Source organism: Vibrio sp. K4 (assembly GCF_051122595.1).
GTDB lineage: Bacteria > Pseudomonadota > Gammaproteobacteria > Enterobacterales > Vibrionaceae > Vibrio > Vibrio owensii.
In genome coordinates this window covers 1,302,942-1,326,662 of sequence record NZ_CP178577.1, presented here as the reverse complement: position 1 = coordinate 1,326,662, position 23,721 = coordinate 1,302,942, and the positions used below count along the sequence as shown (strand labels likewise).

Annotated in this window: 22 protein-coding genes and 1 riboswitch; of the genes, 5 read left to right on the top strand and 17 right to left on the bottom strand. The window is 45.7% G+C overall.

Annotation, left to right across the window (positions count from 1 at the left end; genetic code table 11):
• Window positions 1-211: 211 nt before the first annotated feature.
• From ACLIIY_RS06190 to ACLIIY_RS06160, 7 genes are all read right to left on the bottom strand, one after another.
• On the bottom strand, window positions 212-1,636 hold the full coding sequence (locus ACLIIY_RS06190; protein ID WP_045481874.1) for an aspartate kinase: 1,425 nt from the start codon (window positions 1,634-1,636) through the stop codon (window positions 212-214).
• An 82-nt stretch (window positions 1,637-1,718) separates the two neighbouring features.
• Entirely contained in the window at window positions 1,719-2,105 is a 387-nt protein-coding gene (locus ACLIIY_RS06185; protein ID WP_005393369.1) for an ectoine synthase, read from the bottom strand.
• 13 nt (window positions 2,106-2,118) lie between these two features.
• On the bottom strand, window positions 2,119-3,384 hold the full coding sequence (gene ectB / locus ACLIIY_RS06180) for a diaminobutyrate--2-oxoglutarate transaminase (protein WP_434528311.1): 1,266 nt from the start codon (window positions 3,382-3,384) through the stop codon (window positions 2,119-2,121).
• Between the two features lie 35 nt (window positions 3,385-3,419).
• Window positions 3,420-3,953, bottom strand: a complete 534-nt coding sequence (gene ectA, locus ACLIIY_RS06175; RefSeq protein WP_009704321.1) for a diaminobutyrate acetyltransferase — start codon at window positions 3,951-3,953, stop codon at window positions 3,420-3,422.
• Between the two features lie 343 nt (window positions 3,954-4,296).
• Entirely contained in the window at window positions 4,297-5,961 is a 1,665-nt protein-coding gene (locus ACLIIY_RS06170; protein WP_009704320.1) for a BCCT family transporter, read from the bottom strand.
• A 225-nt stretch (window positions 5,962-6,186) separates the two neighbouring features.
• Window positions 6,187-6,936: a 3'-5' exonuclease gene (locus tag ACLIIY_RS06165; protein ID WP_434528310.1), complete on the bottom strand. Its 750-nt coding sequence runs from the start codon at window positions 6,934-6,936 to the stop codon at window positions 6,187-6,189.
• Entirely contained in the window at window positions 6,933-8,813 is a 1,881-nt protein-coding gene (locus ACLIIY_RS06160) for a DUF294 nucleotidyltransferase-like domain-containing protein (protein ID WP_434528309.1), read from the bottom strand. The genes ACLIIY_RS06165 and ACLIIY_RS06160 overlap by 4 nt, the downstream gene beginning before the upstream one ends.
• 372 nt (window positions 8,814-9,185) lie before the next feature.
• On the opposite strand from ACLIIY_RS06160, the gene ACLIIY_RS06155 reads away from it, so the two are divergent.
• Window positions 9,186-10,595 carry an MATE family efflux transporter gene (locus ACLIIY_RS06155; protein ID WP_434528308.1) on the top strand — a complete coding sequence of 470 codons (1,410 nt, stop codon included), beginning with the start codon at window positions 9,186-9,188 and terminating at the stop codon, window positions 10,593-10,595.
• A gap of 69 nt (window positions 10,596-10,664) precedes the next feature.
• Here the strand turns inward: ACLIIY_RS06155 and cysS are convergent, their stop codons facing one another.
• On the bottom strand, window positions 10,665-12,038 hold the full coding sequence (gene cysS / locus ACLIIY_RS06150; protein ID WP_434528307.1) for a cysteine--tRNA ligase: 1,374 nt from the start codon (window positions 12,036-12,038) through the stop codon (window positions 10,665-10,667).
• 395 nt (window positions 12,039-12,433) lie between these two features.
• On the opposite strand from cysS, the gene ACLIIY_RS06145 reads away from it, so the two are divergent.
• Window positions 12,434-14,371, top strand: a complete 1,938-nt coding sequence (locus ACLIIY_RS06145; RefSeq protein WP_354393348.1) for an LTA synthase family protein — start codon at window positions 12,434-12,436, stop codon at window positions 14,369-14,371.
• Between the two features lie 53 nt (window positions 14,372-14,424).
• Here ACLIIY_RS06145 and ACLIIY_RS06140 read toward each other — a convergent pair whose 3' ends face one another.
• The 7 genes from ACLIIY_RS06140 to ACLIIY_RS06110 all read right to left on the bottom strand — a co-directional run bounded on the left by ACLIIY_RS06140 (window position 14,425) and on the right by ACLIIY_RS06110 (window position 18,906).
• Entirely contained in the window at window positions 14,425-15,354 is a 930-nt protein-coding gene (locus ACLIIY_RS06140) for a LysR family transcriptional regulator (protein WP_434528306.1), read from the bottom strand.
• A gap of 147 nt (window positions 15,355-15,501) precedes the next feature.
• A complete protein-coding gene (locus ACLIIY_RS06135; protein ID WP_434528305.1) occupies window positions 15,502-15,831 on the bottom strand; it encodes a hypothetical protein in 330 nt (109 codons plus the stop codon).
• Window position 15,832: 1 nt separating this feature from the next.
• Window positions 15,833-16,285, bottom strand: coding sequence for a DMT family transporter (locus ACLIIY_RS06130; protein ID WP_409379867.1), 453 nt, complete (start codon window positions 16,283-16,285; stop codon window positions 15,833-15,835).
• Window positions 16,282-16,722: a DMT family transporter gene (locus tag ACLIIY_RS06125; RefSeq protein WP_434528304.1), complete on the bottom strand. Its 441-nt coding sequence runs from the start codon at window positions 16,720-16,722 to the stop codon at window positions 16,282-16,284. The genes ACLIIY_RS06130 and ACLIIY_RS06125 overlap by 4 nt, the downstream gene beginning before the upstream one ends.
• Window positions 16,719-17,234: a VOC family protein gene (locus ACLIIY_RS06120; protein WP_132698954.1), complete on the bottom strand. Its 516-nt coding sequence runs from the start codon at window positions 17,232-17,234 to the stop codon at window positions 16,719-16,721. Before ACLIIY_RS06120 ends, ACLIIY_RS06125 begins: the two co-directional genes overlap by 4 nt.
• The gene (locus tag ACLIIY_RS06115) at window positions 17,234-17,593 is read right to left on the bottom strand and encodes a carboxymuconolactone decarboxylase family protein (RefSeq protein WP_434528303.1); all 360 of its coding nucleotides are present in this window, start codon (window positions 17,591-17,593) and stop codon (window positions 17,234-17,236) included. Before ACLIIY_RS06115 ends, ACLIIY_RS06120 begins: the two co-directional genes overlap by 1 nt.
• Window positions 17,594-17,724: 131 nt before the next feature.
• Window positions 17,725-18,906, bottom strand: a complete 1,182-nt coding sequence (locus ACLIIY_RS06110) for an MFS transporter (RefSeq protein WP_434528302.1) — start codon at window positions 18,904-18,906, stop codon at window positions 17,725-17,727.
• Between the two features lie 101 nt (window positions 18,907-19,007).
• On the opposite strand from ACLIIY_RS06110, the gene ACLIIY_RS06105 reads away from it, so the two are divergent.
• Window positions 19,008-19,784 carry an AraC family transcriptional regulator gene (locus tag ACLIIY_RS06105; protein WP_434528301.1) on the top strand — a complete coding sequence of 259 codons (777 nt, stop codon included), beginning with the start codon at window positions 19,008-19,010 and terminating at the stop codon, window positions 19,782-19,784.
• Window positions 19,785-20,039: 255 nt separating this feature from the next.
• Window positions 20,040-20,423 (top strand): hypothetical protein, encoded by a 384-nt coding sequence (locus tag ACLIIY_RS06100; RefSeq protein WP_009704311.1) that lies wholly within the window; start codon window positions 20,040-20,042, stop codon window positions 20,421-20,423.
• 145 nt (window positions 20,424-20,568) lie between these two features.
• Here the strand turns inward: ACLIIY_RS06100 and ACLIIY_RS06095 are convergent, their stop codons facing one another.
• Together ACLIIY_RS06095 and ACLIIY_RS06090 are read right to left on the bottom strand one after the other, a co-directional pair.
• Window positions 20,569-21,303 (bottom strand): chromosome segregation ATPase, encoded by a 735-nt coding sequence (locus tag ACLIIY_RS06095; RefSeq protein WP_005443528.1) that lies wholly within the window; start codon window positions 21,301-21,303, stop codon window positions 20,569-20,571.
• Window positions 21,304-21,334: 31 nt separating this feature from the next.
• Window positions 21,335-21,493 (bottom strand): hypothetical protein, encoded by a 159-nt coding sequence (locus tag ACLIIY_RS06090; RefSeq protein WP_005434065.1) that lies wholly within the window; start codon window positions 21,491-21,493, stop codon window positions 21,335-21,337.
• A gap of 530 nt (window positions 21,494-22,023) precedes the next feature.
• Window positions 22,024-22,125: riboswitch (glycine riboswitch) on the top strand.
• Window positions 22,126-22,241: 116 nt separating this feature from the next.
• Between ACLIIY_RS06090 and ACLIIY_RS06085 the strand changes: the two genes are divergently transcribed.
• Entirely contained in the window at window positions 22,242-23,618 is a 1,377-nt protein-coding gene (locus tag ACLIIY_RS06085; RefSeq protein WP_005446084.1) for an alanine/glycine:cation symporter family protein, read from the top strand.
• The last annotated feature ends 103 nt before the right edge of the window (window positions 23,619-23,721 follow it).

Sequence of the window (23,721 nt, the reverse complement as noted above, 5' to 3'; positions counted from 1 at the left end):
AGTTTGAAAAATCAGGCAAGTGTCGTCAGCGAATAAGTTTCATGTGTTAGTTGAGGTAAATACTGAGGAGCGAAAATTCTATCTACCTAACCCTATATGTTCAAGTGTCTTGAACTTTGTTGACGGACACAAAAAAGGGACGATAAACCACGCCCCTTCTTTTCAATTAGCCGCTAACCTTTGTCTAACAGTTAACTGCCGCCAATCAACTTCAAGCAACATTCGCCGACTTACTTGTATCGCTGTCTTGTTCAAAGAACTCTTCATGTAGCGCGCAAATCGCTTCTTTATACTCATCGTCACTCACAACAAACTGCACGTTAACGTTTCTCATTGATGAGTGAAGAGCAATGGGTGTCACGTCGCGATTCATCAGTGCAAAAACGCCTTTAGCTAACGTTTTATTGGTATCGATTTGAGAACCGATTGCAGAGATGAGCGCTACCATTCGTCCATTAATCGAGGCTTGTGGATAGCGTTTCTCTACTTTGTAGCGCACCTTGTTTAAGCTCTCTGCACTGCCGCCTAAGTAATAGGTGATAGAGTTTGCGTTCATCTCCTTCCCTATGAGGTTGACGCGAGCATCAGCGATTATCTCCATCAACTCGTAGCTAACGTTGTCTACCTTTCCAACCATGGTTTGATCAAATAGGTGAAGCGCAAACACCTTCTGCTTACCGGCAATGATTTCAATGCGGTCGCTTTCTGGGCGGTAATCTGCAGAGATCAGTGTCCCATTATGCTCTGGTTCAAACGTATTTTTGATCTGTAATTCAATCCCACTTTCACGCAGTCCTGCTGCTGCATTTGGGTGAATCGCTTCCATACCAAGATTCGCTAACTGATCGGCCACATCATAATTGGTCGTTCCAATTGGATTGACACGCTCAACACCAACAACCCTTGGGTCTGCAGAGCTTAAATGGTACTCCTTATGAATTATCGCCAAGTCAGCTTTGGTTGTTGCAGCAATTCGGCTAAAGGTCATTTCGCTATAGCCTCGATCATAAGTGTGCATCAGCCCTTCTTTGCAATACGCATAACCCGTCACGATTGGCAGCTCTTGAGTCACATCTATTTTTTCAAACGCTTCACGTATCGTCTCATCTAAACTGCGAGGTTGTTGGTTATCCCAACCGGATAGATCAACAAACGTCGAGTTGATACCCATGTTCTTTAGCTTTAAGGCGGTGTTGTAAGCACTGTGCGCTTCGCCAATGGATGAAAGAAACTCACGAATTTGCGGTAAGTACTGGCGCAGAGAAAACTGCCCGTATTGGCAAGTTTCTAGGATATTGGTTACGCATATTTTTGCTTCTGAAATGCGAGAACGAATGAACTTGTCCGCGCGCATACGATTCATCGGATCGGCAAAAATATGTTCGTTTGTCAGCAGCATACGGCTTTCAACATAGGCGAGTGCGTCTTGCCAAGTTTCATCTCGTTTAGCGATAAGCTGATAGACACCTGGCTTACTGGTTTTTTTACATTCCAATAGAGCGTCTGTCATACCACCATACGCGGAAACAACAAAAATTCGGTTATATGGGTTTTGTGGACGAAGAAGAATGTTGTCGAGTACAGCATCGAATGCTGTCATAGATGTACCGCCGATTTTTTCTACGGTAAATGTCATGAGGGGGCCTTAATGATTGGTAATTTACAAGAATGGATAAGAAAAAAGGGGTGAAACATCACCCCTTTAAAACATCAGTGGGCTAGTCCACCAGCGGATAAACGCCATTTTCATCGTGGACTTCCGCGCCCGTGATTGGGGGATTGAACACACACGCCATGACCATTTCTTTATTTTTATAGGCGCGTAGGTAATGCTCGTCATGCTTGTCTAGGATGTATAGCGTACCCGGTTTGATTGGATAAGTTTCGCCGCCAACGACTTCAATTTCCCCTTCTCCACTCATGCAAAATACAGATTCCAAATGGTTTTGATAATGAATGTGTGTTTCGGTTCCTTCGTATATCGTCGTGATATGGAATGAGAAGCCCATGTTGTCGTCTTTCAATAACATACGGACACTTTCCCAGTTATCAGACACAACTCGTCTTTCGCTATTGCGACACTCATCGAGTGTTCTAACGATCATAATTCTTTCCTTGCTATGATGCTTGTTTGAAAAGTTTGCTTGCGATGGCTTCTACCGAGCCCTCGAAGATATTAAGCCCTTGGGTAAGTTCGGCTTCAGAAATGGTCAATGGGCAAAAGAACTTCACCACCTCATCATTTGGTCCTGCGGTTTCAATCACCATTCCGTTCTCAAAACACGCTTTTGCAATATCACCAGAGATTTCACCGCTCTTACATTCAATACCAATCATCATCCCGCGACCTTTGCGCTGTATAAACATTTCTGGGAATCGTTTTACCGATCGCTGAATGACTTCATCAACCATGCTCGAACAACGTTTGATATGCGCTTCAAAATGGTCATTTGACCAATATGTTTCGATTGCTTTCGCTGCTGTCACAAACGCATGATTGTTGCCACGGAATGTGCCGTTATGTTCACCCGGTTTCCATTTATCCAACTCAGGTTTTAATAAAACGATAGCCATTGGCAGACCATAACCGCCAATCGATTTTGACAGCGTTACCATGTCTGGCTTAATGCCCGATGGCTCGAAGCTAAAGAAAGTGCCAGTTCGACCGCAGCCTGCTTGAATGTCGTCAACAATCAATAAGATATCTTGAGCTTTGCAAAGCTTGCTGAGACGCTGCAACCATTGGTTAGACGCAACGTTAAGGCCACCTTCACCTTGCACTGTCTCTAATAAAACTGCAGCTGGTTTATCCATGCCTGCCGAGTTATCTGACAACATGGTTTCAAACAGTTTGAGGCCATCAATATCTGCATAACCTTCGAAAGGAATACGAGTAACATTGTTTAAGCTAGAACCCGCTCCTTGGCGATGATGTTGGTTGCCCGTTGCCGCTAAAGCGCCAGCCGTACAGCCATGAAAACCGTTTGTGAAGGCAACGATACTGCTGCGCCCCTTCACTTTTTTTGCCAACTTGATTGCCGCTTCTACGGCATTGGTACCGGTTGGGCCTGTGAACTGGACTTTGTAATCCAGCCCTCTTGGTTCAAGAATATATTGATTCAGTGCTTCAAGAAAAGCGGCTTTGGCTTCTGAATGCATGTCCAAGCCGTGTGTAATGCCATCCATTTCAATGTACTCAAGGAGCGCTTGCTTAAGTACTGGATTGTTATGACCGTAATTTAGAGATCCCGCTCCAGCAAGGAAATCGAGGTAGCGTTCGCCTTGTTCTGTTTCCAACCAGGTACCTTTTGCTTTACGAAAGACGACTGGAAAACTGTTCGAGTATGAACGTACGTTGGATTCCTGCTTTTTGAAAATATCCATGATAAGACCGTTATTTGATTCCTATTTTGTGGGGATTACTTGAGGGGAATACGATACAGATACTCGGTATCGTGCTTGCCTTTGAAATGATCCTTTTCATCCAAGAAAGTCGTCACTTCGCCGGCGTTTCCATGTTGTGCATCGAGCTTTTTAAATAACGCCCAAGATGCATCATTGGATTTAGTGATTGTGGTTTCGATAGCGTTGATGTCTTCAAGCCCTTCTCGCTTTAGTAAGCGTTCAAGCATTTGAGACGCCAAGCCGTTTCCTCTGAAACGTGGGGCAACCGCAACTTGCCAAATGAACAGCACATTAGGTTCATCCGGCTTCTGATAGCCAGAAACAAACCCTGCAATCTCGCCTTTGTGCTCGACCAAAATACAAGTTTTGCTGAAATGGCTAGATTGAAGAAAATTACAATATGACGAGTTCATATCGAGCGGAGGACAATCTGCGATCAAACCATAAATATCGTCGCCATCAGACACGACAGGTTCACGAAAAATCCATTTTTTGCTTGGGTCTTCTCCAATCTCTGGATACATAACCCAAGGGGCTGAGGTAATCATGTGTAGATACATATCCTTCGTACACTAATTAAATTTCCTTTTTATTATGCACACTGATTGTGCATAGAAATCAAACAAAGCCGCTTAAAAACCCTGCTTATTTGATCTATGTCGCACTAAGACCAAATGGGCATGACTTTGAAAATAGTTTGATCTCTAATGTATTTATAGGGTAAAAAATAAATTGAAGCCAAATGAGCAAAACATCGTCAATTTCGCACTGGGGAATTGTTTCGAGCAGGAAGAAAGTTGCAGTAGATTGATGGCTAAAGATGAAGAATTCAGATAAGAAAACGGCACGCCGAAGCATGCCGTTTTTTTGTTGTTATGAAGGAAGCTTAAATTACGCTTTCGCTTTCTTCATTGATTTTGATGTTGGGCGAGGCTCATCCATCAAACCTTTCACGAGAGATACCGTTGCAACCAACAATACGATAGTGAATGGCAGACCGGTTGTTACCGCCATCGCCTGTGCAGCCGCTAGACCACCACCAAGCATTAGTGCGATTGCAACTAAGCCTTCGAACGTACACCAGAACACACGTTGAGGTGTTGGTGCATCTACTTTACCGCCCGCTGCAATCGTATCGATTACAAGAGAGCCAGAGTCCGCTGACGTGATAAAGAACACCACAACCAGAATAATACCTACGATAGACGTGATTTGAGAAAGAGGCATCACATCTAGCATCGCGAACAGTTTAAGTGGAAGCTCTGCGTCAAATACCGCTTGGTAACCATCGTTCACGTATTGGCTGATCGCCGTACCACCGAATGCCGTCATCCATAATACACACACGGTTGATGGGATCAGGATTACACACACGATGAACTCACGAACTGAACGACCACGAGATACACGCGCGATAAACATACCTACGAATGGTGACCATGAAATCCACCAAGCCCAGTAGAACGCCGTCCAACCTTGAGAGTAGTTCACGTCTTCACGGCCGAATGGCATTGAAAGCGCTGGAACGTTCGCTAGGTAAGACATGATGTTCTCGAAGAAACCAGTCATGATTGCAAGTGTTGGACCTACAACGATCACGAACAAAAGCAATAGCGCCGCTAAACCCATGTTGATTTCAGACAGGCGTTTTACACCGCTATCCAGACCAGCAACTACCGAGATCAAAGCAAGTGCTGTGATGATCACGATAATCACAACTTGCGTCATATCTGTCATTGGTACACCGAACAGGAAGTTTAGACCTGTTGCTGCTTGTGATGCACCGTAGCCAAGAGACGTCGCAAGACCGAATACCGTCGCAACTACCGCTAGGATATCAATAATGTGACCAGTCCAACCCCAAACGCGCTCGCCAAAAAGAGGGTAGAAAATAGAACGCATCGTTAGAGGTAAGCCCTTGTTGAACGAGAAGATCGCCAAACCAAGTGCCAACAGTGCGTAGATTGACCAAGGGTGAAGTGCCCAGTGGTAAATCGTTGCTGCCATACCAAGTGCAGACGCCGCTGATGTATCACCTTCTGCTGCGCCTAGTGGAGCCCAGTCAGTACGAACACCATTCTCAACGTTCACACCGCCAAGAGCAGCACTGAAGTGAGACATAGGCTCAGATACGCCGAAGAATACCAGGCCGATACCCATACCAGCCGCGAACAGCATCGCTAGCCAACCTGCGTACGTGTAATCCGGAGTTGCTTCTGTACCACCGATACGAACGCGGCCAAGTGGTGTTACGATCAGAATCAAACACACCACGACAAACACGTTGCCCGCAGATAGGAAGAACCAATCAAGGTTAGAAACAAGCCAACCACGTAGACCCGCGAAGAACGGCTCAACTTGTTGTCTGAATGTCAGTGTTAACACTACGAACAGGATGATCGACATACCTGAAATAGCGAACACACGGTTGTGAATATCAAGTCCAAAAGGACCTACTTTTAGCGCGACGTTATCCTGACCGATCTGATAATCAGTATCGATCGGGTTCACTTTACCGTCGGGGCGTTGGATACCGCCATTGTTGTCGGTGCTCACGATTTATCTCCTTAAAATACGTGACCAAATTAAAATCTGTGTAGGACTTTGAGTGATGGCTTTCTTGCGTCACTTGCTGCAAAGCTTATTTGCGATCGTTACGTCGCTTTTAGAAGGGTTGCTCTACTTTGTAATTTTAGCGTTAATCGTCCTGATATCGCATTGCATTTTGTTATCAGGACGACTAATAAAATTTATCGCCAATTCATAGACGATGTGGATGAGTTATTGCCATATCACGGAGAGTGGCATGTCACCATCAAAGTGATACTGCAACTGGGCTTGAAGCAACTCAGCGGTAGCAAGAGCGTCGGTCAGCGCATGGTGTGGTTGATAAGCAGGCAAATGGTAGCGCTCACGCGCGTGGCCGAGCCGCACAGAACCCGGCTTTTTACCTTTGAGCTTGTTTAACCAACCTTCACACTCACGACGTTGAATCGCGTATTCAATGTCCAATGTATCAACGACTGGAAATTGAATCCCCTCGCCTACGCTGTTTAACAACGCATTATTGAAGAATTGACGCTCGATATTTTTGTAGTGCACCACCACAATCTTGCCGGCTAACTCATCAAGAATGGCATCGAGAATTTGTTCAAGTTGCGGCGCATTCTTCACTTCAGAGTCGGTAATGCCGTGGATCACCACCGATTCTTCATTCAGTTCTCGATTTGGATTCACCACCCAGTGACGAGATCCGCTGCACTGCACTCGCCCTAGCGTAAATGGCACCAAACCTATGGTGAGAATGGCGTCTTCCTCGGCGTTTAAACCCGTGGTCTCAAAATCGACGGAGACAAACGGTACCTCTTTTAATGGCGTATCACCATTCACAATAGGCGTAGAGTAATAACGTTTTAATCGAGTATCATTCACTTGCTCGGCTAGTTGCTCGAAGAAGATTGGCCAATCAGGTGTCTGGCTGGTATCAAGCAAATCAGTGATATCTTGCTTTTGTTTTGAAAACCACATCATTTGCCACTTCTCTGGTAACGGAACTTAATATAGTTCTGCGCGTTGCTTAGGATTTGGAAAGCGGCTTTTAAGTTGCGACGCTCAAACTCCGACATTTCTTCTGGCTCGATATTGTTATCCGGCTCTTCATCGTTTTCGATATCCAGTGCTTGGTGTCGGATTCGCACCATGTAGATCAACTCCATCGCATCTTTTAAGTCCATGCCACGGCCTTTCGGTAAGATGCCCGCATTGTTGATGTCATCTAGGCGTTCAAACGAGTTTTGCGAACGTGAGCCAATCGCCAAGGCGTGTACACGAATCAGATCCGCCATTGGCGCAGTGCCTCGACGCTTCAGGTTGATGGAATTGCGGTGACGACCGTCTTTCTCCATCACAAAGTCTTTGAAGAAACCAAGCGGCGGCGTGCGACGAATCGCGTTGTAAGCCATACAAGCTAAGAATCGATTATTCTTCTTAGCACGACGCACAATGAAGCCGCTCAATTGCTCTGCCCATTTCACACGTCCATGTACACCAAGTAAGTCGAAGAAAATACTGCTGTTAAGAAGTCGCTCTGGTGTTGGATCATCAATCCAGTTCGCAAAGCACTCTTCCCATTCGGAGCGCGTTTTGCGCCATTCTGGGTTGGTTGCCATGATGTCGCCTGTACAGTAGGTGTAACCGCATTCGGCTAGTCCATCACAAATGAATTTTGCGAGTTGAGCAAAGTACTCACCATGCAGTGCTGGGTCGTAGCTGTTATCCAGAATCAGCGCGTTGTCTTGGTCTGTGACGATAAGCTGTTCATCACGCGCCATAGAACCCATAGCTAATAAGCAATAAGGGATTGGCGCAGGACCTAATTCTTGCTCTGCTAACTCTGCCAGTCTTTGTTTAAAGCTGCTGCCGATCACCGACATTGCCCGTCCAACCATGTGGGCATTTGCGTCTTCACTTACCATTCGCACAAAGCAGTCTTTCACTTGCTTAGAAACCGCTTTGAGATCTTCTACCGAGTTTTGTTGGAAGATAGAGCTCACAAGCAACAAACTGTTTTGCGATTCATAACGAACGATATCCGTCATGCTGATCACACCAATTGGCTTTTTGTCTTTTAAGATTGGTAGATGGTGAACGTTGTAACGCAGCATTGTCAGCATGGCTTCAAACACGTAAGCGCTGTAATCGAGTGACACAACGTCGTAGCTCATCACTTCACTCACAGGAATGTCGCTGTCTCGCCCTTCAGCTAAAACGCGAACGCATAAATCTTTCTCGGTCAAAATACCAAGCAGTTGGTCATCATCGTCTTCAGTAATGTCTTCTTGTGCGCGGACAATCAAAAGCGCAGTGACGCCCTCTTCCGCCATCAAGATTGCGGCCTCACGCACCGTTGCAGTGGCTTCTAACGTTACTGGCTCGCGGCTTAAGATCTTGCGCGCTTTCGCTGTGGTGAAGTCATTCCCATCTGAGTGGTTTGATACCGCAGTGCGCAGTCTCGCGCTGTCTTCCAATTCCATGAAATCAGCGAAGTTCTCAAACTCGTCACATAGCTCAGTGAAGATCCTCTCTGGAATGCAGTAAACCAAGGTGTCTTCTATCGCTTTGGCTGGCATACGGACACGGTTGTTCATCAACAACCCCATTTGTCCAAACAAGCCACCAGCATCGATACGGTTGTATAACTCACCTTTGCGGCGGAAGATTTCCACAACACCACTGCGGATCATGTACAAATCGCGAATGTCATCGCCTTTCTTGAGAATGTCCGTCCCTGCGCGGTAATACGCGACTTCAGCATTCATTGCGATGTTTCTTAAGTGCTCTTCCGGTAAGTCATCAAAAGGTGGGTATTGGCTAATGAAATTGAGTACTTCTAATTGCTCGGCTTCCATTCTTTATTCCATGCATTGCCTAAACTAAGGCGATAAATAGCACCAAGAAAATAATCACACAATAAATAAATTGAGAGGTCAGATAAAAAGATTTGTAACCATCGAAAAGCGGAATAATGACTGATTATTATTGAAACGAGCGTGTCGAAAATCGCTTGTTTTCATCTAAAAATGAGCAGTAAAAAGTGCAATGCATTCACAAAACAAATAATACATTTAGCAGCCAAAGCAATCGTTTTCTTGTGATCTAAATTACACATTGAACCTCATAACAAAAATCCGTATATTGCGCGTGCCTACGCGGCACACCCTACAATGCACAACGCCATCCTGCTTCCACTGGTGCATTGATATTGGTGTTTAATTACATCCATGCAAAACAAACCTTCCTCTTTTCCTCGCTTTTTTAAAGAATCGGGCGCTTTGTTACACCTATCGATACCTATCATTCTGATGCAACTTGCCACTCAGTCGATGGGCTTTATCGATACCACAATGGCAGGCCAAGTGAGTGCTGCCGACCTAGCTGCGATTGCACTTGGCACCAGTTTATGGCTACCCGTTTCGCTATTGCTTCGCGGCATCATCATGGCATTAACGCCTGTCGCGGCTTACCACCGCGGCGCACAAAGTTTGGATAACGTGCGTATCGCGTTTATTCAAATGCTTTGGTTGTCTGCTTTTGTCAGTGCGATTCTGATTGTTTACTTGCTGCTTGGGGAAACCATTCTCGTTGGCTTAGGTGTTGCGCCTGAGATCATCCCTATCGCGAGTGATTATGTTGTTGCATTGGCATTTGGTGTTCCGGGCATTGCGCTTTTCTACACCTTGAATGGCTTCTGCGAAGGGATGAACAACACTCGCGCACCCATGCTGATTTCAGTGATTGGCTTGTTGGTAAACATCCCTGTTAACTACATTCTGATTTACGGTAAATTCGGCATGCCTGCATTGGGTGCCGTTGGTTGTGGCTGGGCAACGAGCTTGGTTTACTGGCTGATGTCTGCCCTACTGTTTAGCTACATCAAACGCCATCATCACTACAAAAACATTCTGCACTTCGCTGAGTTAAAACCTGTATGGCAAGAAATCAAACAGCTGTTCAAACTCGGCATGCCGATTGGTTTGAACATAGCGGTTTGTGGCAGCATCTTTGCGGTGATTGCACTCTTGATTGGCCGTATTGGTGCAGAGAACGTTGCTGCAGCACAGATTGCACTGAACATCTCTAGCATGACGTACATGATCCCTATGAGCCTTTCATTTGGTATCACGATTCGTGTTGGTCATGCCTTGGGTGAACAAAAGCTTGAAACAGCTTCTCACCGTAGCTTGGTTGGCATTATTACCACAGCGCTACTGTCGCTGATTTCAGTCGGCTTCTTCCTGTTGTTCCCAGAATGGATCATTCGTTTGTACACCACAGATCCGGTAGTTTCCGCAACGGCGGCTACTCTGTTGATGTTTACTGCAATGTACCAGTTCAGCGACGCGCTACAGACGTCTGCAAACGGCGCTCTGCGTGGCTACAAAGATACTAAGATCCCGATGATTCTGGCGATTCTAGCCTACTGGGGCTTGGCGCTTCCACTTGGTATGTTACTGGGTATCACAGATGAAATCGTTCCTGCAATGGGCGAAGAAGGCTTCTGGATTGGTATCGTGACCGGCTTAACCACCGCAGCAATTGCAATGCTGATTCGCTTGACGCTAGTGATTAAGAAGTACAATCAAACCGCAGAAATGAATGAGGCTTCGCAACCTGAGTTAGCGATTCAATAACGACGAGGCGTTTATCGTTTCAATAAGAAAGGCTCACTATCGCAGTGAGCCTTTTTGTTTTCCAGCTTGCTAGCCTTGTTTACTTACTGTTGAGCTATCGCCAGCATCATTGATTCTATACCCGAGTTCGGCAACTTTCTGGCGGATTTCGTCAGCTTGTTGGTATTCCTTCTGCTTTTTCATTTGCAAACGCAACTCTACCAATTCCATGATCTCGCGCGGAATTTCCTCTTCCTCTACCTTATCAAGCTCTAAACCAAACACACGGTCAAAGTAGCTTGCCGTTGCCTTTTTATCTGCATCGTTTAATGCACTTCCAAGTAACTCCCACATTAGTGCGATCGCTTGTGGCATGGCTAAATCGTTGTTGATGAGTGACACAAAACGCTCAACATACATTTGGTCGACTTTGCCACCTTCTGGTAGTGCCGACACTTTCGCTTTTAGGCGCTTTAGAGCCGTTTGTGCGGCATCCAAGCTCTCCCACGTAAAGCTCAAATGACTACGATAATGGCTGGTCAGCACCAAGTAACGGTAAGCCAGCGGGTCATAGCCTTTCTCGATTAAGGCATCAAGACGAAGTGACGTACCGGACTTGGAGATCTTCTCTTTGTTCAATTGAAGGAAGAAGCCATGCAGCCAGTAATTCGCTTGAACGTGGCCATTCTTTGCTTGGCATTGAGCTATTTCGTTAGTGTGGTGAACTGGGATATGGTCTTCCCCACCCACATGAATATCGAACACTTCCCCAAGGTACTTCTCTGCCATCGCAGAACATTCGATGTGCCACCCCGGAAAACCCACTCCCCAAGGGCTTTCCCATTCCATTTGTCTTGGAGTGTCACCACTGAACTTCCAAAGGGCGAAATCGGTTGGACTCTTTTTCTCTGCCATTTCGACACGAATGCCCGCTTCTAACCCCTCGCGGTCCAGTTTGGCAAGTTTTCCGTAATCTGGAAGTTTGGCCGAATCAAAATAAACGCCATCGGAGGTTTGATAGGTAAAGCCCTTTTGTTCAAGCTCTTGGACGAATTCAATCTGCTCTTGTATGTGTTCAGTCGCGCGACAAATGATGGAAGGCTTGGTGATGTTGAGGCTAGTAAGATCATCTAGAAACGCGTCTTCAAAATACTTTGCGATCTCCCAAGCGGACTTATTTTGTTTTCTCGCGCCCTTCTCCATTTTATCTTCACCAGTATCGGCATCAGACACCAAATGACCAACATCCGTGATGTTCATAACGTGGTTTACGTCGTAGCCGTTGAGCTCTAGCGTGCGCCTTAACACATCCACAAAAAGGTAGGTTCTCAAGTTGCCTGCATGCGCGTAGTCGTACACCGTAGGGCCACAAGCGTACAACCCAACTTTACCGGATTCGATGGTGTTGAACGGCTCAAGGGTGCGCCCCAGTGTATTGAATAGTTGTAATTTTGGCTGACTCATATTGTTATTCCTTTAAATGCAAAAAGGCCGCGGATGAAAACATCGGCGGCCTTTAATATGTCTGTATGATCTTTTGCTAACTAATAGCTACGCGAAAGCCGCCGCACGTCTTGGGAGGTGCAACAACAACAGTTGGTTGAGATAGAAATAGCTAAATAGTTCATACCCAACACCCTAAATAAGAAATCTATAGAAATCAACCCTACGATTTTGACGCGTTTCGTGGCGACAAACCGAACTGTGCATGCCGTATGGCATTACTCCCCCTTACAAAGCCGTACTAATCATTACAATTAAATTTATAAATAAGCCTTATATTTCACGTTTGTTTCACGTTTTCTTTGATAAAAGACACGCCATAAAAATCAGTTACATCAGTAAATTAGGGAATATTTATGAAGAAGCCCGCATTTGGGCCTTTGCAGCCTATTGCTGTATTTGCGCTATTTTCGCTTGCTTTTCTTTCCGTTTCGCGGATTTTACTCGCCATTTGGCTCTCTGACCGAATCGAATCTTTTAACGACCTTATCTATATTTTGGGTCAGGGCCTACGCGTAGACTTTGCCACTATCTGCTGGCTGTTCATTCTCCCGGGCTTACTTTCTGCCCTACTGCCTGTTCAAGGTAAGGTCGGCGAATGCTGGAAATGGGTTCTACGTTGTTGGATGGTCGCAGGTTTGTGGATCTTGGTTTACATGGAACTGGCCACTGCTCCGTTTATCCAAGAATACGACCTACGTCCAAACCGCTTGTTTGTTGAATACCTGATTTATCCAAAAGAAGTGTTCAGCATGCTTTGGACTGGTTACAAACTAGAGCTCTTTATCGGTGCTGTAGGCACGGCGATTACCCTTTTCCTTGGTTGGAAATGGAGTAAAAAGCTCACCGACAACGCTCAACAAGTAAACTGGAAATGGCGTCCTGTTCTTGCCATTTTGGTGGTTCTGATTGGTGTTGCAGGTGCACGTTCTTCTTTGGGACATCGCCCTTTAAACCCTGCAATGGTTGCGTTTTCTAACGACCCACTGATGAATGATTTGGCACTAAACTCCTCTTACTCTCTGTTGTTTGCTGTAAACAATATGAAATCAGAAAAGAGCGCGGAAGAGTTCTACGGAAAAATGGATAACCAGAAGATGCTCGATCTCGTTCGTGCCTCTTCTGCTAAGTCGAATTTCGATCCGTCAGTTCTGCCTACCATGAACAACAACGAAGCGACCTATCAAGGCAAGCCAAAGAACTTGGTTATCTTGCTGCAAGAGAGTTTAGGTGCGCAGTTCGTGGGTTCACTAGGCGGACTACCACTCACTCCAAACGTCGACAAGCTAATGGCGGAAGGCTGGAGCTTTACTCAACTGTACGCAACCGGTACTCGTTCTGTTCGCGGTATTGAAGCCGTGACAACAGGCTTCCCACCATCGCCATCGCGTGCGGTTGTAAAGCTAAGTAAGAGTCAAACCAACTTCTTCACGATTGCGGATCTTCTGAAAGCCAATGGCTACCACACAGAATTCATTTATGGTGGTGAAGCGAATTTCGACAACATGAAGACCTTCTTCTTTGGTAACGGTTTTGACCAAATCATCGAAGAGAAAGACTACGAGAACCCATCGTTTGTTGGCTCTTGGGGTGTAAGTGATGAAGACCTTTACACCAAGGCAGATCAAGAGTTCGAACGTCTATCAAAAACCGGTAAACCTTTCTTTAGCTTGGTATTCAGTTCGAGCAACCACAGCCCTTACGAATACCCTCAAGGTAAGATTGAGCCTTACGACTCTGAGTACATGACGCGTAATAATGCGGTGAAATATTCTGATTACGCGATTGGTACTTTCTTTGATAAAGCGAAGAAATCATCTTACTGGGACGACACTGTCTTCATCATCATTGCTGACCACGATGCCCGTGTATCCGGAGCTAACTTAGTGCCAGTGAAGCACTTCCACATCCCAGCATTGATTCTTGGTAAAGACATTAAGCCACGTAAAGACGACCGTATTGCCAATAACCTAGATATGCCACCAACGCTACTTTCTTTGATTGGTGTGGATGCGAAAACGCCGATGATTGGCCGTGATCTTACTAAGCCTCTCGCACGCAAAGACGAACGTGCCATGATGCAATACGACAAGAACTTTGGTTACTTAACCCGAGATAACCTCGTTGTGTTCTCGCCGGGCGAAAAGGTATCGACCATGGAGTACAACTTCGATAACCAAACCATGAAGCCTATTGAAGTGGATCCGGCCATCGTTGAACGCGCTAAGGCCAACGCTTTGTTTGCCTCTAAGGCGTACCAAAACGACTGGTACAATTCAAAAGCAATACAATAAAAACAACAAAGGAGCGCTCAATGCGCTCCTTTTTCTTGTTCGGTTTATTGTGTTTACAGCTTGTCCCAATAACAAGGTGTGCCGAATTTTTCAGACAAGAAATCAATCACTACCCTCACCTTCGCCGCCAAGTTGTCAGTCTCTAAATACAGCGCACTGATGATCTGCTCTTCTGAAGAGGTCGAGACTTGATGCTCGGTCATGATGGCTTTCAGTTTGTCTGATTTGATCTCTTCACCAATTAACCAACTCGGAAACACGACAATCCCCGAGCCCCCAACCGCGGCCGATACTAACGTTTCAGCATTGTTGCTGTAGAGTGACCCACTCACATCAAACGCTTCCAGCTTCTCTTTGTCTTTACCGATAAACCAACGCTGTAGCCCTTTGGTGCCTTTGAACACCAAACAGTTGTGTTGCGTTAACTCTTGTGGTGATTGAGGCTCACCATGCACTTTGAGATAGCTTGGGCTGGCCGCCATCAAATAATGTTGATTTCCAAAGCGTTTCATTCTCATGGAAGAGTCTTGAGGAACGCCAATACGAATCAGCAAGTCAATCGAATCTGCTGCTGGGTCAACAAAATGATCCGTCTGCTGCATCTCAATTTGGATCAGCGGGTAACGCTCAAGCAGTTCAGAGAGGTAAGGCGCAATGTGCTGTCGTCCAAATGCGACCGGCGCACTGATTTTTACCGTTCCACGAGGCGTGTCTGCTCTTTGCTCAATACGTTCAACAACCAACTCGTACTGCTGAATCACTTCCGCACAGTACTTGGCAAACGCAGTGCCTTCATCCGTTAATGAGATAGAGCGAGTGTGACGATGCAGTAGTTTGGTGCCTACCTTCTCTTCTAAATGCGCCATTTTTCGCGATACCGAAGAAGGCGTCATGTCCTGCCTGCGAGCAACCTCAGAAAAGTTACCAAACTGAGTGGTCATCAAAAACAACTTTATCTCAAGCAACGAAACGTCATAATTCACAGAGTATCTCCATATCAATCGATCTAAGCGTAATGGTCAAAACGAGAAAAAGGCAAGCAATCAAATTACTTACCTTTTTGAATGGCCAAGCTAACGCGTTAATGCAGCATTCGAAACCATGTATTTAAACAGTACGTTTTTTACCGTTCACGAATGTAGAGCGCGAATATTGGTCGTCGCCACAAACTGCGCGTCTTGAGTGAACTGCTGAAACTGCTCAACTACCGCCTGCATCACGTCTGTTTGAATGTCTTCTGCAAATGCGGATTCTGACTCAATATTGATCACTTCAAAATATTGCCAAGGTGATGCTTGGTTCTGACCAAACAAGGTTTCGGCTTTAAACACTTCAAACGAAGACACACTGTTGAGTTGATTTACGGTTGGAAGATCAACGGTCTTTGCCCAATTCAAATACTCGGCTTCCGATGTGGTCGGCTTAAGATTAAAAAATACGATAAGAGTTTTGCTCGCCACTCTATTGCTCCTGCTTTTTGTTCGATAAATAGATGCAAACCAATGCACCTGCGATGCTCAACATTGCCGCCACGCGCCAGTAATTTAGCTCGATTGGCGTATTTCCTAGCCACCCTTGAGTATCAATCACTAGGCTCATGATCATTTGCCCTAAAATGGTGGCGACGGTTGCGATCGCCACTCCGATTCTCGGTACTGAAGCGACCATTACCACCATGTAGACAATGCCAAATAACGCCCCCGTTAATTGCCATTTAGGCACTGATAACAAAGTTGCGCTTTGTGCCGGTTCGAAAAAGAAAATCAGCAAGGCGGTAACAATCGTGCCGACACCAAAGGTCAAAAATGAACTTTGAATCACGCCCACTTTTGCGCCTAATTTGCCGTTAATAGCCGCTTGAGCACTCAACGCCATGCCTGAAATAATCGCCAGTAAGATGACAAAAACCATCATCGCGCTCCCATGTACACGCAGCACAGCGCGAGTAAAATAAAGCCAAGGCCAAGCATTCTCAGTGGATTGGTCGGTTTTCTCTCCATTCCAAACCAGCCAAAGTAATCGATCGCAAAGCTCTTAATGATTTGACCAAACAACACACAAATCATGGTCATTGCCACACCCAATAGTGGTGTCGACAACGTAAGCACCACCACATAGATAGGCCCAAGAAAGCCCCCGATGAGCTGCCACTTCGGAATTGTGTGCCATTCAACCTGATGGTGAGCAGGAACGAACAAGCGAATCAGCCAAAGCAGAGCAGCACCAACAGCGAAGATGCTCAAGGTTGCCCATAAGTGCCCTACTTGCTCACCCAGTGGGCCAAGAAGACCTGCCTCAAACGACAGGCCCATTCCTGACACCACGACCAAGAAAACAAACAGAATATTCATCGTGGGTCAAACAAAGCCACAGAGCTGTTACGTTGGTACGCCTTCCCGTTCGGGTAAGACACCAATTCCAGCTGCATGCCCCAAGGCGACATAAAGTAAACCCAGCTTTCACCTGCTGTTGGGCCATCTGTCATCACGGAAGGCTCTCCCAACACTTTGATGCCTTGCTCTTTCAGATAAGCCACAGCTGCATCCATATCATCGACATAAAATGCAAGGTGGTGACCGCCGATATCGGCATTGTTTGGCGCTTCATAACGACGCTCGATGTTGTCTGCGTATTCGAAGATCTCCAGATTGATGCCTTTCGCACTCATCACGGCAATCTTGGTAATTTGTGCGCGAGCATCAACATTTAAATGCTGCGTCATCCAATCATCATCTGATGCAAATGGACCAAACTCGTAAGCCAGTTCAAACTCAAAATGCTCACGGAAGAACGCAATCGCTTGATTTAAATTCGGTACAGTAAAACCAATGTGGTCTGGTTTTTTTAATCCTGGAATTGCCATTAGATATCTCCTCGATCATGACGCACTTTGTTCAGTGCACCCATGGTGGTCGCACCTTTGTTGAAACCTGTATATGCAGAAGCAAAGACGATCAGCTCTTCAATTTCTTCGTAAGTGGCGCCTTGCTTCAACGCCATATCAACGTGCGCACCAAATGGATTACCATCACCCGTTACATTCAATGCCATTTGGTCGATGGCAATCGTTATAAGTGCTTTGGTTTTTTGGTCGATAAGTGGCATGCCCCATACTTCACCAGCAACACGAACCGTTAAGTCACCCCACGTTTCGTTGATGGATTTCAAACCTGAGATCAATGCTTGGTCGTCAAGTACTGCATTTTGGAATTGGTCACTCATATTTGCTTTCCTCATATCATTCGATTCGCCTTAGCGATTGAGGAGCATTATAGGGAGCGCTCGAAACGGAAAAACCACACGCGCGGTACATCACTTATGCAGAATTTGCACAAATCAAAATACGTTCAAAGTCACTGTGCGAGGTCAGGTTGTGCTTCGGAGTTCTTGCGTGAGGAAGGCATCATCATTGCACTCAGTGATGCAAGCCCCATCCCTCCAGCAAGGATGAAATACATCAATACAAACTCTTGTGTATGAGCATAAGTCGCTGCGATAAGCCAATATGCGATAGGTCCAGTACTAAAGCTTAATGTGTACTTAGCGGCATAGATTCTTGAGCGCCATTTCACATCGGAATAGCGGCCAATAAGCCAATCGTTCACTGGTATTTGCGCGTATGTACACAGCATCAAACCAACAAACACGAGAACCAATGACCATTCATGAGTAACCGTCGCTAATAGGAGGAATAACAGTTGCCCACCAGCAATGCAGGCGAGCAGCTTCTTGATATCAACGCGATCGAGCAACTCACCCACAACAAGCTGAATAAACGCAGCACAAACAAAAATCGATGTGGTTAACGTGCTTGGAAGGCTCAATGATTGACCAAATTGCGCGTCCATGATTTTAGGCAACGAGGTCGTCGTAGATTGAAAGACCAAACCACCAAAGAAGACAACCACCGCAGCACAAACGAAAAGCACTTTGAGTTGTCGCAAAGGCATCGTTACGTCGTCACGTCTACTTTTCGCATGTTCGATATCAGTAACACCTTTCGATGCATACCAGTAAACGATGCCAGTCAGCAAACACACAAGGCCTGGAACATAAAATGCGGCTTGCCAAGAGAACCACTGGCACAACAAAGCGGTTCCCATTGCAGCGAATGCCAAACCTAAGTTACCTGCTAGGCCATTTACTGCGATAGCCCTGCCGGTTTTGTTTGCAGAACTGAAGATAAGTGCGATACCGACGGGATGATAAATCGCCGCAAACAAGGCTATGGCACAAAGCCCCAATCCCATTTGCCATGGCGTTTGCGCGAAAGCGGTAAGTAACGCAGAGGTGCCCATCCCAAAGTAGAACACGAGCATCATGCCTTTTCGGCTCCAACGATCCGCCAGCCAACCTGCAGGTAGGGATATCACACCATAAACCAACATGGCTGCGCTCCCCACTTGCAGCAGCTCCGCGTAACTCATGTCCCATTCTTTATGCAGCGTTAGTACGACAGTAGGAAAAATGAGCAAGAAGTAATGATTAAGCGCATGCCCCACATTGAGGACACCTGCGTGAAAGGAACGGTTCATCTCGACTCCAAACCAAATAAAGGATAGCTAATTAATGACAAGCTCAGTTTATCTGGCTAGCATTTGGCGTATAGGTTCTATCAAGACAGGTTATTACTCAAATGAGCCAAAACATCAAAGCCATCAGTTTGGACGCCAGCATCAATCGCTTGGAGGCTGTGGTCATTCCCAAGCACTACCCCAATGGACACGTGATTGATTGGCATTCCCATGAGCACAACCAACTGGTGTACGCAAGCAGCGGTGTGATGGCGGTCGAGACAGAATCTAAGCTATGGGTCGTTCCGCCTCAAAGAGCGGTGTGGATCCCAGCGCATGAGAGCCACAAGGTCTACATGTATGGTGATGCGGCAATGAAAAACGTCTACTTGTTGCCAAGCATCGACACTGAACTGCCAAACCAGAGTGATGTTCTCAACGTGTCGCCAATGCTGCGTGAGATGCTCATTCATCTTTCTGAGCAACCGGCCGATCAAGCAAGCACAAAGGCGTATTGGAGTATTGTTCAGGTTTTGTTGGATCAGTTAAAAGTCGCGCCACAAGCGTCCATTCAGCTCCCTCTTCCCACCAATGCCAAGCTAGGACAAGTTTGTAACTCACTGTTGGATGAGCCTGCGGATAATCGTTCATTAAAACAATGGGCAGAAGAAATTAACGTTAGTAGCCGTACTTTGAGCCGCTTGTTTCGCAATGAAGTTGGCATGTCTTTCATCGAGTATCGTCAACAAGCAAGGTTGTTCCACTCTTTGACGTTGTTGGCGCAAAACCTCCCGGTTACCACCGTTGCACTGGAGTGTGGTTTTACCAGCGTGAGTGCTTTTAATCATCTATTCAAACAAAGCTTTGGGGTGACGCCAGGTCGCTTCTTCATGAACTAGTACTGAGTATTGAGAACAGGTATCGCCCACATTTGATGCACTCTGAAAACAATCGAACATGCGGCTTGCCTGACTGACCTATCTTCTAAAGATTCTACCAAACACGAATTTTGCGTACTTACTCACTAACAAAGCGTAAATAATCAGAAAAATCGTTTAATAATGTGCTTTTTAGGCATTCCCATTCAGACTTCAATAAATTAGACTCAAGCCAATGCCCAAGAAGTTTGAATTATTGATAAAAAAGGAATGCCAATGAGCTCAAGTATGATCCTTAATGAATCGCTGATTGTAAGTGGCCGAGATATCCCACTAAAAGAATTGTTGTATGCGAAGCGTGTACTTGATAATTACATGGCAGTGGCAAAAGAAAGTAGCCCGTTAGAACTGCTCACAGAAATGAAGTCTGCGGCAAAACAAGTAGAGTACTTCACCACCGATGATAACCCTTGCGAAGCGCGTAACGTCATCAGCAGCATGATTGATGAAATCGACAGTGCCGAGACGTTTGATGCATTTAAAACGCTGGCGGGGAAACCTTCTCAAGCACTTAACGAACTGATTGAAGATCGTGCTCAACTGATCAAGCACGAGCGTGAATTGCTGTTGGCTTCAGGCTACGACGCGTCTCGTATCTAATCCTAGATAGTTGTTGTAGCAAAAAATAGTTCTAGCGAAGCATCGCGCATAAAAAAGGAGCTCAGTGAGCTCCTTTGTTGTTTCTGTATCTATGCGAATATTGTTTTTAAATCTCTGATAATCGCAATCGCTCTATGCTTTGACGCTACAGCCCCATGTCTTCAGTGATTTCTTTAATCTGTTTCAAGTCCATCTTGTGAACTTCGATGAGCTGGTCAACTTGGCTGAGTCGTGAATTCGCTTCATCGTGTTTGTCACAGGCGTCAGATTTCACATCCCAAGACTTACCTTCTAAGAAAACATCACACTCTTTCTTCAGGGTTTCGATTTTCGGTAACAGCGCTTGGCGTTCTTTCTCTAGTGACTCAAGCTCTTGGGAGATTTGCAGCTCTTTACGGAACACTTCACGTGAACGTTCAAACATGGTCGCTTGCATGTCTGCTTGGCGGTTAAGTTTGTCGTTCTCGCTCTTGGTCGTGTTCAACGTTGCTTTCTGCTCCTTCACTTGAGACTCAAGGGACAAGTTCACCTTCTCCACTTCAGTCAGTTGCTCTTGAAGTGCTTTAAGTTCCGCTTTGTGCGCTTCTTCTTTCTCTGCCAACAGTGTCGCGACTTTAGCGTCGATCTCTTTATCTAAGCCCGCTTCGCGTGTTTTTACTTGAGAGACCAAGTTCGTTTTATCTTGTGCCAATGCTTGATACTTTTCTTCCAGCACTTGATAGGTCGACTCCCACTTGCTTGCTGTCATTGCAGAACCAGCCAAACCACCGAACGCTAAACCTAACACGGCCGCAATCGCGATATAAATGTGAGTACGCTTATCGCGCTCCTCAATGACGACTACTTCGTCTTGGTCTTCAATATTATTTTGAGAAGTCACCGTATCTTACTCCAAGGACTCTACTGGTTTGCTAGCGAGTGAGTTCCGCAATCATGATTGACGCGGTATAAATTAAGAATGCGCCGATCAAGGTAATCACGGTCGCCTTTTGGACTTTTTCATTGGTACGATAACGAAATAGCACAAACGCTACTCCAATCAATACCGCTATGGCTAACAATCTGGTCATACCGTCTCCTTGTCCAATAATAAGAACTTATCCGATTCCATAGACAGTTGCGCAAGGAATCATTGTAACCTATTTCTACGTAGCTTACGGTCAACTTAGCGTAGATTTTGAAGCGATTGCTCCCGTTTTGATCAATTTTCTGTTCTAAACTGAACAACTTATCACCAGCCTAGAGAACTCTCATCAAATCTTACGATTGGTCTCTTCCTTTCCATACATACCAAGAATGACCGACATAGAGAGTTATTTGTTCAATTAATCAGCAAGCCTATGAAACTAAGACAACAAAACCCGCATAATGTGTTGAAAATAAATCTTCATTTGGGTGTTGAAATGGTAACAAAACATGATAGAGTTCACACGTTAATGGTGACCAGCATCATTAACTAACCTTTACTCATTTGATTGAGTAAATGTTCCGATGAAGACTGCAGGAGAGTGGTTATTAACCAAATTTTAACATTTGGTTAGAGTAACTCGCCGAAGAATTAACTATTTCAGGTGCTACCTTGGTAGCGGGGACTGTAGTTGGAGGAACCTCTGGAGAGAACCGTTAAATCGGTCGCCGAAGGAGCAAGTCCTGCACATGTGTGCGGGGTGAAACTCTCAGGCAAAAGGACAGAGGAGTGGAAAGTAACAACCTAACTATTTGGCGTTCCCGCCTTATTTTGAATAGCATGGCTATTCGAGATCTTTGATCTCGTCCTTTCCCTCTTCTCCTTATTAGTTGTTTTATTAAGGGGAAATCATGAACGACCTACAATCTTTACTTCAAACCATTGATAACTTTGTCTGGGGTCCACCACTGCTGCTTTTGCTCGTGGGTACCGGTGTTTACTTCACTTTTAGCCTAGGCTTGATCCAATTTAAACACCTACCAACTGCGTTAGCGATGGTATTCAGTAAAGATAAGTCATCTGATAAACAGGGTGACGTTTCTAGTTTTGCAGCGCTATGTACTGCGCTGTCTGCAACCATTGGTACAGGTAACATCGTTGGTGTTGCTACCGCAATCAAACTTGGTGGCCCTGGTGCCCTATTCTGGATGTGGCTTGCTGCCCTATTCGGTATGGCAACCAAATACGCTGAGTGTCTTCTTGCGGTGAAATACCGTCGTGTTGACGACAAAGGCCAAATGATTGGTGGTCCTATGTACTACCTGCAATATGGTGTTGGCTCGAAAGCGCTGGCTATCATGTTCGCGGTATTTGCATTGGGCGTTGCCTGTTTTGGTATCGGTACCTTCCCACAAGTGAATGCGATTCTTGATGCAAGCGAGATTTCTCTTGGTGTAAACCGTGAGCTGTCGGCTTTCATCCTGACACTGCTAGTGGCATTCGTTACATTGGGTGGTATCAAGTCGATTGCGAGCGTAGCAGGTAAAGTGGTTCCAGCAATGGCGCTATTTTATGTGTTGGCGTGTTTGAGTGTGATCATCATGAACGCGGACCAATTGCTAAACGCAGTTGAGTTGGTGTTGGTGTCTGCATTCACTTCAACCGCAGCAACGGGTGGTTTCTTGGGTGCAAGCATTATGCTGGCAATCCAATCTGGTATCGCACGTGGTGTATTCTCAAACGAATCTGGTTTGGGTAGTGCGCCAATGGCAGCCGCAGCAGCAAAAACGGATTCTTGTGTTAAACAAGGTCTGATTTCAATGACGGGTACCTTCTTCGATACCATCATCATTTGTACCATGACAGGTCTTGCTTTGATCCTTACGGGTGCATGGCAAAGTGACCTTGCTGGTGCGGCGATGACAACACACGCATTTGCCGTTGGTTTGAACGCAGAGACATTAGGCCCAATGCTGGTTTCTATCGGTCTTATGTTCTTCGCGTTTACCACCATTCTTGGCTGGAACTACTACGGTGAGCGTTGCGTTGTGTTCCTATTCGGTACCAAAGCTGTGCTTCCATACAAACTGATTTTCGTTGGTTTGGTAGCATCTGGCGCATTCCTTCACCTTGATATGATTTGGCTACTGGCTGATATCGTAAACGGTCTGATGGCAATTCCTAACCTGATTGGTTTGATTGCTCTGCGTCATGTGGTGTTGGAAGAAACAAAACTGTTCTTCAAGCCGTCATCTCAATCGGATGATTTTGATGCAGTGAAAGCATAATCCAAGCTAGAAACTTTAAGCCCGCTGAGGCTTTGTTGCGTAATTCGATGGAACTAAATCAAGAAACTACGATCTGAGCGGCTACGCCCATCAATCGTCGTAG

Excerpts from the sequence above, each read along its gene's own strand:
- ectA (WP_009704321.1), bottom strand. The coding sequence starts at position 3,953 with ATGATTACCTCAGCCCCTTGGGTTATGTATCCAGAGATTGGAGAAGAC.
- ACLIIY_RS06120 (WP_132698954.1), bottom strand. The coding sequence starts at position 17,234 with ATGGCAATTCCAGGATTAAAAAAACCAGACCACATTGGTTTTACTGTA.
- ACLIIY_RS06125 (WP_434528304.1), bottom strand. The coding sequence starts at position 16,722 with ATGAATATTCTGTTTGTTTTCTTGGTCGTGGTGTCAGGAATGGGCCTG.
- ACLIIY_RS06110 (WP_434528302.1), bottom strand. The coding sequence starts at position 18,906 with ATGAACCGTTCCTTTCACGCAGGTGTCCTCAATGTGGGGCATGCGCTT.
- ACLIIY_RS06130 (WP_409379867.1), bottom strand. The coding sequence starts at position 16,285 with ATGATGGTTTTTGTCATCTTACTGGCGATTATTTCAGGCATGGCGTTG.
- ACLIIY_RS06190 (WP_045481874.1), bottom strand. The coding sequence starts at position 1,636 with ATGACATTTACCGTAGAAAAAATCGGCGGTACATCTATGACAGCATTC.
- cysS (WP_434528307.1), bottom strand. The coding sequence starts at position 12,038 with ATGAGTCAGCCAAAATTACAACTATTCAATACACTGGGGCGCACCCTT.
- ACLIIY_RS06155 (WP_434528308.1), top strand. The coding sequence starts at position 9,186 with ATGCAAAACAAACCTTCCTCTTTTCCTCGCTTTTTTAAAGAATCGGGC.
- ACLIIY_RS06160 (WP_434528309.1), bottom strand. The coding sequence starts at position 8,813 with ATGGAAGCCGAGCAATTAGAAGTACTCAATTTCATTAGCCAATACCCA.
- ACLIIY_RS06165 (WP_434528310.1), bottom strand. The coding sequence starts at position 6,936 with ATGATGTGGTTTTCAAAACAAAAGCAAGATATCACTGATTTGCTTGAT.
- ACLIIY_RS06105 (WP_434528301.1), top strand. The coding sequence starts at position 19,008 with ATGAGCCAAAACATCAAAGCCATCAGTTTGGACGCCAGCATCAATCGC.
- ACLIIY_RS06085 (WP_005446084.1), top strand. The coding sequence starts at position 22,242 with ATGAACGACCTACAATCTTTACTTCAAACCATTGATAACTTTGTCTGG.
- ACLIIY_RS06090 (WP_005434065.1), bottom strand. The coding sequence starts at position 21,493 with ATGACCAGATTGTTAGCCATAGCGGTATTGATTGGAGTAGCGTTTGTG.
- ACLIIY_RS06100 (WP_009704311.1), top strand. The coding sequence starts at position 20,040 with ATGAGCTCAAGTATGATCCTTAATGAATCGCTGATTGTAAGTGGCCGA.
- ectB (WP_434528311.1), bottom strand. The coding sequence starts at position 3,384 with ATGGATATTTTCAAAAAGCAGGAATCCAACGTACGTTCATACTCGAAC.
- ACLIIY_RS06145 (WP_354393348.1), top strand. The coding sequence starts at position 12,434 with ATGAAGAAGCCCGCATTTGGGCCTTTGCAGCCTATTGCTGTATTTGCG.
- ACLIIY_RS06115 (WP_434528303.1), bottom strand. The coding sequence starts at position 17,593 with ATGAGTGACCAATTCCAAAATGCAGTACTTGACGACCAAGCATTGATC.
- ACLIIY_RS06185 (WP_005393369.1), bottom strand. The coding sequence starts at position 2,105 with ATGATCGTTAGAACACTCGATGAGTGTCGCAATAGCGAAAGACGAGTT.